The sequence below is a fragment of the Idiomarina sp. 29L genome (genome assembly GCF_004123135.1).
Taxonomy (GTDB): Bacteria; Pseudomonadota; Gammaproteobacteria; order Enterobacterales; family Alteromonadaceae; genus Idiomarina.
This window is the reverse complement of record NZ_SDJS01000002.1, coordinates 728,251-741,069: the sequence shown is the minus strand read 5'-3', so window position 1 is coordinate 741,069 and position 12,819 is coordinate 728,251. Positions and strand designations below refer to the sequence as shown.

Below are 12,819 nucleotides of genomic sequence, written 5' to 3'. Positions count from 1 at the left end.
AAACCTCCGTTAATGATCACGACAGGCTTCGTCGGGATACTCCAGCTCTATCGTTGTATGAGCTAATTCAAACTCGGCCAGTTGTTCTGATATTTTTTCTTTCAGCACAGCCCTCTCAGTGCTGGTCAACTCCTTTGATACCACAATATGAGCGGTTAATACATGGCGTTCGCCATCGAGCGACCAAAAGTGCAGATGGTGGGCATTATCAACTAAGTCCAGCACCACCAACTTTTTATGAATTTGCTGATAGACCTCCGGGTCAGGGGAAGCTTGGACAAATAATTTAATCGTTGCTCCAAGGTGACGTATCACATTCACCAAAATAAATAACGTAAAAGCAATAGAAAGCAGAGGGTCAAGAATAGGCCAGTCGACAAACAATAAAACAACAGAAACGATCAGTACGGCAACCCAGCCCAAAACGTCTTCCAACAAATGCCAGTTTAAAACCCTTTCGTTCAGGGACTGGCCCTTTGAGAGTTTAAATGCGGCGTAACCATTCACAATAACGCCAAACACGGCCAGTAATGCCATCCCCTCCGCCATGGGCATAACTGGGTTCCACAGCCTCGGGATAGCTTCAAATAGAATCCAAATGGAACCTGCTGTAAGAATCACGGCATTGATAAAGGCACCGACTAACGAGAGGCGCCGATAACCATAAGTGAAGGTGTTGGTCGCGTCTTTTTTGCTGAATTTATCAAGCAACCAAGCCATACCAATAGATATGCTGTCGCCCAAATCGTGTACCGCATCTGCGAGTATTGCCGTACTGTTTGTCAGTATTCCACCAATAAACTCAATAACGGTAAAACACAGATTCAAGAAAAACGCCCAGCCAATGCGTTCAGACGCTGTGTCATGATGATGGTGGTGGTGGTGCATATTATCCCTAATGTTAATAAATGTTTGTTTTAATGACTGAAAAGCCGTTTGAAAAACGTAATTCTTGTTAATGTAACACTCATTTATAACGCAAATGAAGTATTGCTTACACACGTCGAACAGTCCAAAATTTCGCCAACTTTAGATATCGCTAAATTATAGTGTTGTAACCTTCCTTTAGGAGTTTTTCATGAAGTACTCTTTATTAGCTTCTATCAGTGCAACCGCACTGGTTATGAGCTCTTCTGCGCTTGCCCAGGATCAAATTGAATGGAGTGGCTTTGGTAGTATTGCCGCTGGCATGACAACCGGCAGCGACGACCAGCTGTTCGGCTACGATAACGATTTGGACTTTAACCCAGGCAGTCTATTTGCACTGCAAGCAAAAGCGAATTTGTCTGACAAGCTTAGCGCCACTACACAAATTATGTCGCGCGGCTCTGAAGATTTTGACCTTGGCGTTGAGTGGGCATACCTACAGTATCAGCTGACTGACTCAGCCAGCGTGAACGTCGGTAAACTGCGCTTACCTTTTTATATGTATTCGGACTATCTGGATGTCGGTTACAGCTACCACTGGCTGCGCACCCCTCAGAGCGTTTATCGCGTGCCTTTCGATAATTACACCGGCGTTAGCTTTCAGCATAATGCGTTCGTTGGTGACTTCACTTTTAACACGCAACTTGTTGCCGGCAATATGCAGGACGACATTAGTGTAATTGGTGGTGAAACGGCCGAAGCTGAATTAAACAACCTTATCGGCTTTAATACCAGTGCTATGTACAGCAACCTGACGATGCGAGTCGCGTACTACCAAACCAATGACGCAAACATTCAGTTACGCGGTATTGACGGTAATGTAGACGCATTACTTACGCTATTAGAGCAAGTTGGAGCTGATCAAATCATCGCTGAACTTGATGCATCGGAAGATAAAGGCACCTTCGCTGGTGTCGGCGTTATGTACGACAATTTTGATTGGTTTGTCGGTGCTGAATATACGGAACTAGAGTTAGAAAATAGCTACGTTCCAAAACAGCGTTCAGCTTACATTACCGCCGGAAAACGTTTCGATTCCTGGGCACTGCATGCGACTTACGGCAAAACTGACGACAAAGTCATGAATCCTGAGCGCTTTGCTGTACCCGACCCACAATTACAAGTCGTTGTGAATCAAGCAGCCAATATCGTTGTTACCGAAACGGCTTACAGCTCTATCGGTGTTAACTTCAACATTGCGCCAAGTGCGGTTTTGAAATTTGACGTTACTCACGCTGACAACAAGTTAACCGACGATTCTGATGTATTGGCATCAGCTGCCGTTCAATTTGTATTTTAAGGAAGTATGATGAAAAAGTTAGCCGTATTTCTCATCGTGTTGTTCGCCGGTATGCTCAGCTTCTCAGCGTCGGCAAACAATGGTGTTGTCGTATCTCAGACTGAGATTAACGAAGAGTCTATCGCCCGAATTTATTTGGGGCAGTCCCGTGTTTTAACCGGCGTTAACCTGCCTGAAGATTCAGCCACTCGTACCGCTTTTGAAGAAGCGTTAGTGGGTCAAACCGGCAACCAGTTAAAGCGTCATTGGGCTAAATTAAAGTTCACTGGCCGGGCGACGCCACTTGAAACCTTAAACAACGACGATGCGGTCATCGAGTTTTTGAAGAGCAACCCGCAAGGTATTGGGTATGTTTCAGACAAAAGCAAAGTATCCGGTGATTTGAAAGTTATCGCGACGTTCTAAAGAACTTAAGCCCTCAGCCTCCCGCTGAGGGCTTATTTTTTATTGAACTGCGTAAGTCACCATACCGCCTGCTAACCAAAGGACGCTCACAACACATAAAGTGTTCATCACTTTTTCGCCAACAGACGACGACCCGCCGTGATCATGGTGGTGATGATGCTCATGCCCTTTTTGTTTCTTACGCCAAAGTACAATCATGACCACACTGAGCAGCAAGAAAACAATATTGAGGACAAAACCATAGTTCAGTTTGAAATGCTCCTGTTCAGCCGGTGATGACCATTGAGAGGCGTCGGGTAGTGCGTCAAAAGCTAACAGGCCATAATGCATAGATAGCGACGCCGCGACCAGACAAACGAACAACATTAAAGCGATGTACAAGGCCATTTTCCAGCCGTAATAGCGCGCATTAATCTTTAATACCGGCAAGACAATTAAATCAGAGAAAATGAATGCCATAACACCCGCAAAAGCGACACCTTCACCAAAAAGCACCGCCGCCAATGGGATGTTCCCCATGGAACCTATGAATGTGAAAAATGCAGCGATAGGACCAACAACCGCTTGCTGTAATAATGACCAGAAGTCAGGCTCACCCTGAGTACCCACTCCAATAAACAGCCACTCGAAGAAAGTACTGGGCACGAAGGCCGAGATCACACCGGCGACAGTAAAGCCAATAAGGACATCCTGCCAGACCATCTGCCATTCCATCACGTACTTCTGACCAACTTTTTGCCACGTATCGACACTGAGCAAATCGGAAAGCGTGCTTTCATGATGATGTTCGTCGTCTTCATCTTCCTCTTTACGGGCACTTTTAATGAGGTTTTGAGGGTTGGTTAGGGTGATGAATAACCAGACGAAGAGAATAAGCAACAATCCGCCGACATACTCACCAACGACAAATTGCCAGCCTAGAAATATTGAAATAACAAAACCCAGTTCAATAACCAGGTTTGTAGAGGCCAGCATGAAAGCCATAGAGGCGCTAAACGCTGCGCCTTTGTTAAATAAAGCCCGGGTCGTTGAAAGAGCAGCGAAACTACAGGAGCTGGAAATAAATCCAAAAAAGGTACCCAGCGATACTGACTTAAGGTCATTGCCGCCCATTGCCTTGCGCATTCGCCGCTTAGTAATAAGCACTTGAATTAAGCTACTGATCAAATAACCTAATACAAACGCCCATAACGCCATCCAGAAAAAACCGAGGCTGGTATACGCCGATTCGCCCCATAGCGATATGAAATTATCCATAATGGCTCCTTATCGTTACGCTCTTCTATTATAGCTACGTATTTTTTAAGAGTTTGATCGCTTTTCGGGTATTTACTGTGAGAAGAGACGGCAACCAACAAAGCACGTTATGACAATTATCCAACTAAGCTCTTTCTTTATTTTCCCTAGCTTTTAACCAATAAAGAAAAACATCCACCGCTCCACTGAGAGAGGAAAACAAAAAGATAAATTTAGTTGCCTGCCATGAAACTAGACTAAAATGTTGCACAGTCAACTCTTCGTTTAGTCCAAATTTAATAGCGAAAATAGTGAATATAATAGCAGCACTTATGACTAACCAGCGCAGAAAGCCCTTTAGAAAAATTTTTGCTGGAAACCACATATAAGTAACCTACCGTAAGTAATTATTAATCAATAGAAATCATCTCAGTTACCACAAACTTGTCAGCTAAGTTCACTAAAAAGTCCAATAACATGACTATCTCGGCAACATTGTTGGTGAGGTGAGAGTATATTTGCCTAGATCGACCGAGAGATGTAACTTCATCGCTCCATGTCCTTCCTTATATTCTTTTCGCAATCTGCACCTTGCTCAGCAAGTATTTTTTATTTTGCCATTTCATCAACTCGATATGCTTTATTTCAGCATAACCGAGTTTCTATCTTTATCAAGATAAGCTAACTCTGGTTCTTTATTACTAGGTAATAAACTTTATTACTACGCCACAAAAAAGGGCCTTTCGGCCCTTCCTTATTCCACAGTAACTGACTTAGCCAAATTTCTGGGCTGGTCCACATCCGTACCTTTTATCAGAGCTACGTAGTAAGACAGCAGCTGCAACGGAACGGTGTAAACAATAGGCGCTATCACTTCGTCGCAGTGACAAACGTTCAACACGTTCATTGTGTCATCACTCTTGAAGTGGGCGTTTTTATCAGCAAAAACGTACATCAAGCCGCCACGGGCTCGTACTTCTTCCACGTTCGACTTCAGCTTTTCCAGTAAGTCGTTGTTCGGCGCCACAACAATAACCGGCATTTCTTCATCAATCAGTGCCAGTGGGCCGTGCTTTAACTCACCAGCAGCATAGGCTTCTGCATGAATGTAAGAAATTTCTTTCAGTTTTAAAGCGCCTTCCATAGCAATAGGGTATTGGTTACCACGTCCGAGGAACAGGCTGTGGTCTTTATTCGCAAAGTCCTGAGCCAGCTCTTCAATTTCATCAGCCAACGCCACCGCTTCTTCAAGCTTGGTTGGCAAGGCTTGCAGTGCATGAACAACGGCCTCTTGCTGCTGCTCTGGCATACCGCGGTATTTACCAATGCCTAAGGTCAGCATTAATAGACCGGTAAGCTGTGTTGTGAAAGCTTTGGTCGACGCCACGCCAATTTCCGCGCCAGCGCGAGTTAAAAAGGCCAGATCCGACTCGCGCACCATAGACGACGAGCCCACATTACAAATGGTCAGGCTGCCTTTATAGCCCAATTCTTTGGACAAGCGCAGTGCCGCCAACGTATCCGCCGTTTCACCACTTTGGGAAATAGTGACTAATAAGCTGTTCGGATGAACATAGGATTTGCGGTAACGGAACTCTGAGGCAATTTCGATATTGCATGACACATTAGCCATAGATTCCAGCCAGTAGCGGGCAACCATACCAGCATGATAACTGGTGCCACAAGCGACAATTTGGACATGCTCAATGCCCTTTAAAATTTCCGCTGCGTTCTCACCAAACGCGTTATCCAGCACGCTGGTTTCCGACAAACGGCCTTCCAACGTATTACGAACCGCTATTGGCTGTTCATAAATTTCTTTCAACATGAAGTGACGATACTGACCTTTACCGCCAGCGTCATAGCTGACATCAGACTCGACCACCTCACGCTCTACCGAGTTGCCTTCAGCGTCGTAAATAGCAATATCTGTACGGTTGATATCGGCAACATCGCCTTCTTCCAGATAAATAAACTGGCGGGTAACCGGTAACAGTGCCAACTGATCAGAGGCGACAAAGTTCTCGCCAATTCCAACACCGATAACCAATGGGCTGCCAGAGCGAGCAACGACCAGACGTTCAGGATGCTTAGTATCCATAACAACGGTGCCATAAGCGCCTTCCAACTGACGAACAGCAGATTGAACAGCTTCTAACAAATCGCCCTTGGTTTTGCGCTCATGATGAATTAAGTGAGCGATGACTTCGGTGTCTGTTTGTGAATTAAACACATAGCCTTCGGCTTTTAACTCTTCGCGTAGACGTTCATGGTTTTCAATAATCCCGTTATGCACTACAGCAATTTCATCCTCAGAGCGGTGAGGGTGAGCATTCGCTTCGGTCACACCGCCGTGTGTTGCCCAACGAGTGTGTGCAATGCCAATAGTCCCGTCCAGTGGGTTCTGATCTATCGCGTCTTTCAATTCCTGGACTTTGCCGGTTCGTCTGACGCTTTTTAATTCGTTGTTAGCATCAATAACAGCAACACCTGCCGAGTCATACCCTCTGTATTCAAGGCGTTTTAGACCTTCCAACAAAATACCGGCGACACGGCGTTCTGATGTTGCACCTACTATACCGCACATAACTTAACTTCCTTTTTTCTGAGGGCGTTGCCAGCCACTGATATTACGCTGTTTACCACGCGCTACCGCAAGTTCTTCGTCAGCCACTTCCCGGGTCACTACCGAGCCGGCTCCAACGGTTGCATTGTTACCTATTTTTACTGGTGCAACCAACGAGCTGTTAGAGCCAATAAATGCACCATTACCAATTTCGGTCAGGAACTTATTCACGCCGTCGTAGTTACAGGTAATGGTTCCCGCACCAATGTTCGCGTAATCACCAACCTGAGCGTCGCCCAAATAGGTTAAGTGACTTGCTTTCGAGCCTTTACCTAAACGGCTTTTCTTCATTTCAACAAAGTTTCCGACCTGCGCTTCATCAGCAAGTTCCGCACCGGGGCGCAAGCGAGCAAATGGACCCACTTTGCAATTTTGCGCTACTGTCGCACCTTCAATGTGTGAATTCGCACGAACCACGGTGTTGTCGCCGATTTTAGCGTCTTTAATGACACAGTTAGGCTCAATAGTGACGTTATTACCAATAGTGACATCACCTTCAATAACCACGTTAATATCGAAAGTGACATCGTTGCCTACGGTTAACTTACCGCGACAATCGAAACGGGCAGGGTCAATTAAAGTGACGCCCTGAGTCATTAATTCGTCGGCTTTGCGGCGCTGAAAAGCTCGTTCTAGTTGAGCTAACTGCTGGCGATTATTCGCCCCCTCAACTTCATAGGTCGCATCGGGTTGCGCAGTAGCAATTGTCACGCCTTGTTCAGCGGCCATAGCAACAATGTCAGTCAGGTAATATTCTTTCTGGGCATTGTCGTTACTTAAGTTCTCTAGCCACGCTTTAAGCTTAGCGCCATCGGCAATCATAATGCCGGTGTTCACTTCCTGAATAGCGAGTTGCTCGGCATTTGCGTCTTTTTGCTCGACAATGCCGGTCACTTGTTTACCCGTATTTCTGACGATACGACCATAACCGTTCGGGTCGTCGAGAGTCATCGTTAGAAGGCCTAACTCTGTCGTCTGGGTGGCCGTTAAAAGCTTAATTAAGGTCGATTCGGTTAATAACGGCACATCACCGTACAAAATAACCACTTTTTCATCATCATTCAGGAAGGGAATAACTTGTTGAACCGCATGTCCAGTGCCGAGTTGTTCGCGTTGCTCTACCCAGGTTAAATCGTCGCCCTGAATACTTTGCTGTAATTGCTCGCCGCCATGGCCGTATATCAGGTTTATTGCCTCAGGCTTTAACGAGCGCGCCGTATCAATCACGTGCTCAACCATTGGTTTATTCGCCACCTTATGCAGCACTTTGGGTAAGTCCGAGCGCATTCTGGTTCCTTTACCAGCCGCCAGAATCACAACGCGTAACTTCATAATTATCGAGTCCTTAATAAAACATTCATAATCGGCATTGTAACGACAAAAAAGGCCTTGTTGTACTCACAACAAGGCCTTTTACAGGTTATATACAAACTTTTAGCGTCTAAGCTTACGAATAACCTCAAGCTGAGCTAGCGCACGTGACAATTCAGCAATTGCTTCTGCGTAGGTGACATCGGCACCTGAATCGGCAATAGCTTCTTCTGCACGTTTTTTCGCAGCTTCTGCGGCTTGTTCGTCCAGTTCGTCACCACGTACTGCTACGTCAGCTAGTACAATGACGTGACCCGGTTGAACTTCTAAAACACCGCCAGCGACATACATAAGCTCTTCATCACCTGCTTCACTGACATAACGCACCATACCTGGCTTAATTTTTGTCAGTAGAGGTGCGTGACCCGGGTAAATACCCAGCTCACCTTCGCTACCAGAAACCTGAACCGTTTGTACAGCGCCGGAGAAAAGCTTTTCTTCAGCGCTAACAACGTCCAGAGTTAATGTCTGTGTGGCCATTTAAACCTCCAGATTGGTTACAGGTTTTTGGCTTTCTCAACCGCTTCTTCGATGGTACCTACCATGTAGAAAGCTTGTTCTGGCAGATCATCGTATTCGCCTTCAAGAATACCTTTAAAGCCAGCAATCGTGTCTTTCAGCGATACATATTTACCAGGAGCTCCGGTAAATACTTCGGCTACGAAGAACGGCTGTGACAAGAAACGCTGAATTTTACGAGCGCGGGCAACAGTACGCTTGTCTTCTTCTGACAATTCGTCCATACCCAAGATAGCAATGATGTCTTTCAGCTCTTTATAACGCTGAAGTACTTCCTGAACACCCATTGCCGTGTTGTAGTGCTCGTCACCGATAACCTGAGGGTCCAACTGACGTGACGTTGAATCCAGCGGGTCAACCGCAGGGTAGATACCCAGTGACGCAATGTCACGGTTCAATACAACTGTCGCATCCAAGTGAGCGAAGGTTGTTGCCGGAGATGGATCCGTTAAGTCATCCGCAGGTACGTAAACGGCCTGAACAGACGTGATTGAGCCCGTCTTAGTTGAGGTGATACGTTCCTGAAGAACACCCATTTCTTCAGCAAGTGTAGGCTGATAGCCAACCGCTGAAGGCATACGACCTAACAGTGCTGATACCTCAGTACCTGCCAGTGTGTAACGGTAGATGTTATCGACGAAGAACAGTACATCGCGACCTTCGTCACGGAATTTCTCTGCGATAGTCAAACCAGTCAGAGCAACACGCAAACGGTTACCCGGTGGCTCGTTCATCTGACCATAAACCAGTGATACTTTATCCAGAACGTTTGAATCGTTCATCTCGTGATAGAAGTCGTTACCTTCACGAGTACGCTCACCAACACCTGCGAATACTGAGTAGCCGCTGTGCTCGATAGCGATGTTACGGATAAGCTCCATCATGTTAACGGTTTTACCAACACCAGCACCACCGAACAGACCGACTTTACCACCCTTAGCGAATGGGCAAATCAGGTCGATAACTTTGATACCCGTCTCTAACAGTTCGTTAGTGTTTGACTGGTCTTCATAAGTTGGCGCTGCGCGGTGAATAGACATACGCTCTTCTTCACCGATAGGACCCGCTTCATCGATTGGGTTACCCAATACGTCCATAATACGGCCCAGAGTTTTCTTACCTACTGGAACCATGATTGGCTCACCGGTGTTCTCAGCGGTGATACCACGACGCAAACCGTCAGTTGTACCCATTGCGATGGCACGTACAATTCCGCCGCCCAGCTGTTGCTGAACTTCGAGAATCAGACCTTCTAAACCACCGTCGGTCACTTTCAGTGCGTCGTATACTTTTGGTACAGCGTCTTGTGGAAATTCTAAATCCACAACGGCGCCGATAATTTGTACGACCTTACCTTGACTCATGACGTTTCCTCTAACTCTTCAATTCTTTTTACCGTTGCCGCGTTATACCGCTTCGGCGCCGGATACGATTTCCGAAATTTCTTGCGTAATTGCTGCCTGACGCGCCTTGTTGTACTGCAATTGCAGCTGATCGATAAGATCTTCGGCGTTGTCGGTTGCGGCTTTCATCGCAATCATCCGTGCGGCTTGCTCGCTTGCAAAGTTATCTACGACGCCTTGGTACACCTGCATTTCAACAAAGCGGCGAATAAGCGTATCTAAGATACTTTCAGGATTCGGTTCATACAGGTAGTCCCAGCTGCCTGTTTGTACATCATCTTCCGAACCTGTTTGCGGCAATGGCAACAATTGATGAATGGTCGGCTCTTGGGTCATCGTATTCACAAACTTGTTGAATACAACGTACAAGCGATCGATTTTGCCTTCTTCGTAGGCATCCAACATTACTTGGATAGAACCGGTAATTTCTTTCAGCTCAGGTTTTTCACCCATGCCTGATACTTGCGCCTGCAATTTACCAAAGCGCTTAAAGAATCCAGTTCCTTTACTGCCTATCGCAGCAAAATCGGCTTCTACACCTTGCTCTTTCCACTCGTTTGCGTGCTTAACGACTTTCTTGAACTCATTACCGTTCAAGCCGCCACACAAACCACGGTCGGTAGAAATCACAATATAACCCACGCGTTTTACCTGGCGTTCTTCCATAAATGGATGACGATATTCCAGATTACCGCGTGCCACATGACCAATCACCTTGCGAATGGTTTCAGCGTATGGGCGACTTGCTTCCATACGTTCCTGCGCCTTTTTCATCTTAGACGCAGCCACCATTTCCATAGCGCTGGTGATCTTCTGAGTATTACCGATACTCGAGATCTGAGTTTTTATCTCTTTACCGCTGGCCATGACGATTCTCCTGTTAACTCAACGACAAATGGCCGCGAATAGGGCGGCCACGTTCGATTACCACGATTGCGTTTGCTTGAATTTCTCAAGCGCCGCTTTCAACTGGGCGTCGATGTCGTCGTTATAGTTGCCAGTTTTATCAATCTCAGCCATTAGGTCGGCGTATTCACTCGCCATGAAAGATTGCAGAGACTCTTCAAAATCCATGATTTTGTCGACAGCAACGTCTTTCAGGAAGCCTTTTTCAACGGCGTAAATTGATACAGCCATTTGAGCAACGCTCATTGGCTTGTACTGTTTCTGTTTCATCAGTTCGGTAACACGTTGACCGTGTTCCAACTGCTCGCGAGTCGACTCATCAAGGTCAGATGCGAACTGAGCGAAAGCCGCCAATTCACGGTACTGAGCAAGAGCAAGACGGATACCACCGCCCAGTTTCTTGATGATTTTGGTCTGTGCTGAACCACCGACACGAGAAACCGAAACACCCGCGTTAACTGCAGGACGAATACCTGAGTTAAATAAGTCAGTTTCTAAGAAGATCTGACCATCGGTGATTGAGATTACGTTAGTTGGTACGAACGCAGAAACGTCACCCGCTTGGGTTTCAATGATAGGTAACGCAGTCAATGAACCGGTTTTGCCTTTCACTTTACCATCGGTATGTTTTTCAACGTAGTCGGCGTTTACACGCGCAGCACGCTCAAGCAAACGAGAGTGAAGATAGAAAACATCACCCGGGAATGCTTCACGACCTGGTGGACGACGCAGCAACAATGAAATCTGACGATAAGCAACAGCTTGCTTAGACAGATCATCGTATACGATAAGAGCGTCTTCGCCGCGATCACGGAAGAACTCACCCATTGTACAACCTGAGTAGGCTGCCAGGTATTGCAGTGCTGCTGATTCAGAAGCAGAAGCCGCAACTACAATGGTGTTTTCCATTGCGCCGTGTTCTTCCAGCTTACGAACAACTGCAGAAATAGTGGAGTTTTTCTGACCGATAGCAACGTAAACACACTTAATACCAGAGTTTTTCTGGTTAATGATAGCGTCAACGGCTAATGCAGTTTTACCGGTTTGGCGGTCACCGATGATAAGCTCACGCTGACCACGACCAACTGGAATCATCGAGTCAATTGATTTGTAACCAGTTTGCACTGGCTGATCAACAGATTGACGCTCGATAACGCCCGGTGCGATTTTCTCAACCGGCTCATATCCGTCTGCTTCGATAGGGCCTTTACCATCGATAGGCTGGCCTAGCGTGTTAACCACACGGCCTAACAGTTTTTCACCAACCGGAACTTCTAAGATACGACCGGTAGATTTTACTTTGGTGCCTTCTTGCAAATCTGCATACGGGCCCATAACAACCGCACCGACCGAATCACGTTCAAGGTTCAATGCGATAGCGTAACGATTACCAGGAAGCTCAATCATTTCACCTTGCAGACAGTCTGCAAGTCCGTGAACACGAATGATACCGTCTTGAACAGACATAATGGTACCTTCGTTGCGAGCTTCGCTGGTGACTTCGAACTTCTCAATTCGCTGTTTGATCAGTTCTGCGATTTCATTTGAATTCAATTGCATGCTCAAGTCCCCAATTAGGATTGCAGTGCGGTGGCAAGTCTATCGAGCTTGCCACGCAAGGTGCCATCGATAACGGTGTCACCTGCTTCAATTACCAGTCCACCAATGATGGACTTATCAACACTGCAGTTCAGCTTAATTTTGCGTTGCAGACGTTTTTCCAGTGCTTTGCTTAACTCTGTTTGCTGCGCTTTGAGCAAACGAGTGGCTGATTTGACATCGACAGTAACTTCTTTGTCATGTTCTGCACGAAACGCCTGATAAAGCTCACTAACCGCCGGAAGTGCCGGTAAACGTTCGTTTTCCGCCATAACCTTCAGGAAGTTTTTAACGTTTTCGTCGATTTCATCGCCGCAAACACCTAAAAATACTTCCGTGGTTTTCCCAACAGTCGCAGAGCTGCTCAAGAAAGACGCGATAATGTCATCTTGTGCTACCGAAGCAGCAAAAGAGAGCATTTCGTCCCATTTATCAAGCGCTCCTTGTTCCAAAGCAAAATCAAAAGCTGCTTTAGCGTAGGGGCGAGCGACCGTAGTCAATTCTGACATAAGCTCTAAACCCCTTTA

Annotated in this window: 12 protein-coding genes; 2 read left to right on the top strand and 10 right to left on the bottom strand. The window is 46.3% G+C overall.

The window, feature by feature from the left end; all coding sequences use genetic code 11:
• Nucleotides 1-9 precede the first annotated feature (9 nt).
• Nucleotides 10-888: a cation diffusion facilitator family transporter gene (locus EST55_RS07215; RefSeq protein ID WP_129496980.1), complete on the bottom strand. Its 879-nt coding sequence runs from the start codon at nucleotides 886-888 to the stop codon at nucleotides 10-12.
• Nucleotides 889-1,078: 190 nt separating this feature from the next.
• On the opposite strand from EST55_RS07215, the gene EST55_RS07210 reads away from it, so the two are divergent.
• A complete protein-coding gene (locus EST55_RS07210; RefSeq protein ID WP_129496979.1) occupies nucleotides 1,079-2,227 on the top strand; it encodes a hypothetical protein in 1,149 nt (382 codons plus the stop codon).
• Nucleotides 2,228-2,236: 9 nt separating this feature from the next.
• Complete coding sequence (locus EST55_RS07205) at nucleotides 2,237-2,632, top strand: phosphate ABC transporter substrate-binding protein (protein ID WP_088767125.1); 396 nt, start codon at nucleotides 2,237-2,239, stop codon at nucleotides 2,630-2,632.
• A 39-nt stretch (nucleotides 2,633-2,671) separates the two neighbouring features.
• Here EST55_RS07205 and EST55_RS07200 read toward each other — a convergent pair whose 3' ends face one another.
• The 9 genes from EST55_RS07200 to atpH form a co-directional block, all read right to left on the bottom strand.
• Nucleotides 2,672-3,889 (bottom strand): permease, encoded by a 1,218-nt coding sequence (locus EST55_RS07200; RefSeq protein WP_129496978.1) that lies wholly within the window; start codon nucleotides 3,887-3,889, stop codon nucleotides 2,672-2,674.
• Between the two features lie 124 nt (nucleotides 3,890-4,013).
• Nucleotides 4,014-4,253, bottom strand: coding sequence for a hypothetical protein (locus EST55_RS07195; protein ID WP_129496977.1), 240 nt, complete (start codon nucleotides 4,251-4,253; stop codon nucleotides 4,014-4,016).
• Between the two features lie 369 nt (nucleotides 4,254-4,622).
• Complete coding sequence (gene glmS / locus EST55_RS07190; RefSeq protein ID WP_129496976.1) at nucleotides 4,623-6,455, bottom strand: glutamine--fructose-6-phosphate transaminase (isomerizing); 1,833 nt, start codon at nucleotides 6,453-6,455, stop codon at nucleotides 4,623-4,625.
• Between the two features lie 3 nt (nucleotides 6,456-6,458).
• Nucleotides 6,459-7,826, bottom strand: coding sequence for a bifunctional UDP-N-acetylglucosamine diphosphorylase/glucosamine-1-phosphate N-acetyltransferase GlmU (gene glmU, locus EST55_RS07185; protein ID WP_129496975.1), 1,368 nt, complete (start codon nucleotides 7,824-7,826; stop codon nucleotides 6,459-6,461).
• A 102-nt stretch (nucleotides 7,827-7,928) separates the two neighbouring features.
• Nucleotides 7,929-8,345, bottom strand: a complete 417-nt coding sequence (locus EST55_RS07180) for a F0F1 ATP synthase subunit epsilon (protein ID WP_053954494.1) — start codon at nucleotides 8,343-8,345, stop codon at nucleotides 7,929-7,931.
• A gap of 17 nt (nucleotides 8,346-8,362) precedes the next feature.
• The gene (gene atpD, locus EST55_RS07175) at nucleotides 8,363-9,748 is read right to left on the bottom strand and encodes a F0F1 ATP synthase subunit beta (RefSeq protein WP_058576458.1); all 1,386 of its coding nucleotides are present in this window, start codon (nucleotides 9,746-9,748) and stop codon (nucleotides 8,363-8,365) included.
• Between the two features lie 42 nt (nucleotides 9,749-9,790).
• Nucleotides 9,791-10,654 (bottom strand): F0F1 ATP synthase subunit gamma, encoded by an 864-nt coding sequence (gene atpG / locus EST55_RS07170; RefSeq protein ID WP_053954492.1) that lies wholly within the window; start codon nucleotides 10,652-10,654, stop codon nucleotides 9,791-9,793.
• Nucleotides 10,655-10,711: 57 nt separating this feature from the next.
• On the bottom strand, nucleotides 10,712-12,253 hold the full coding sequence (gene atpA, locus EST55_RS07165) for a F0F1 ATP synthase subunit alpha (protein ID WP_129496974.1): 1,542 nt from the start codon (nucleotides 12,251-12,253) through the stop codon (nucleotides 10,712-10,714).
• Nucleotides 12,254-12,267: 14 nt separating this feature from the next.
• Entirely contained in the window at nucleotides 12,268-12,801 is a 534-nt protein-coding gene (gene atpH, locus EST55_RS07160) for a F0F1 ATP synthase subunit delta (RefSeq protein ID WP_129496973.1), read from the bottom strand.
• Nucleotides 12,802-12,819 lie beyond the last annotated feature (18 nt).

Coding starts and splice junctions, on each gene's coding strand:
- EST55_RS07215 (WP_129496980.1), bottom strand. CDS start 888: ATGCACCACCACCACCATCATCATGACACAGCGTCTGAACGCATTGGC.
- EST55_RS07210 (WP_129496979.1), top strand. CDS start 1,079: ATGAAGTACTCTTTATTAGCTTCTATCAGTGCAACCGCACTGGTTATG.
- EST55_RS07205 (WP_088767125.1), top strand. CDS start 2,237: ATGAAAAAGTTAGCCGTATTTCTCATCGTGTTGTTCGCCGGTATGCTC.
- EST55_RS07200 (WP_129496978.1), bottom strand. CDS start 3,889: ATGGATAATTTCATATCGCTATGGGGCGAATCGGCGTATACCAGCCTC.
- EST55_RS07195 (WP_129496977.1), bottom strand. CDS start 4,253: ATGTGGTTTCCAGCAAAAATTTTTCTAAAGGGCTTTCTGCGCTGGTTA.
- glmS (WP_129496976.1), bottom strand. CDS start 6,455: ATGTGCGGTATAGTAGGTGCAACATCAGAACGCCGTGTCGCCGGTATT.
- glmU (WP_129496975.1), bottom strand. CDS start 7,826: ATGAAGTTACGCGTTGTGATTCTGGCGGCTGGTAAAGGAACCAGAATG.
- EST55_RS07180 (WP_053954494.1), bottom strand. CDS start 8,345: ATGGCCACACAGACATTAACTCTGGACGTTGTTAGCGCTGAAGAAAAG.
- atpD (WP_058576458.1), bottom strand. CDS start 9,748: ATGAGTCAAGGTAAGGTCGTACAAATTATCGGCGCCGTTGTGGATTTA.
- atpG (WP_053954492.1), bottom strand. CDS start 10,654: ATGGCCAGCGGTAAAGAGATAAAAACTCAGATCTCGAGTATCGGTAAT.
- atpA (WP_129496974.1), bottom strand. CDS start 12,253: ATGCAATTGAATTCAAATGAAATCGCAGAACTGATCAAACAGCGAATT.
- atpH (WP_129496973.1), bottom strand. CDS start 12,801: ATGTCAGAATTGACTACGGTCGCTCGCCCCTACGCTAAAGCAGCTTTT.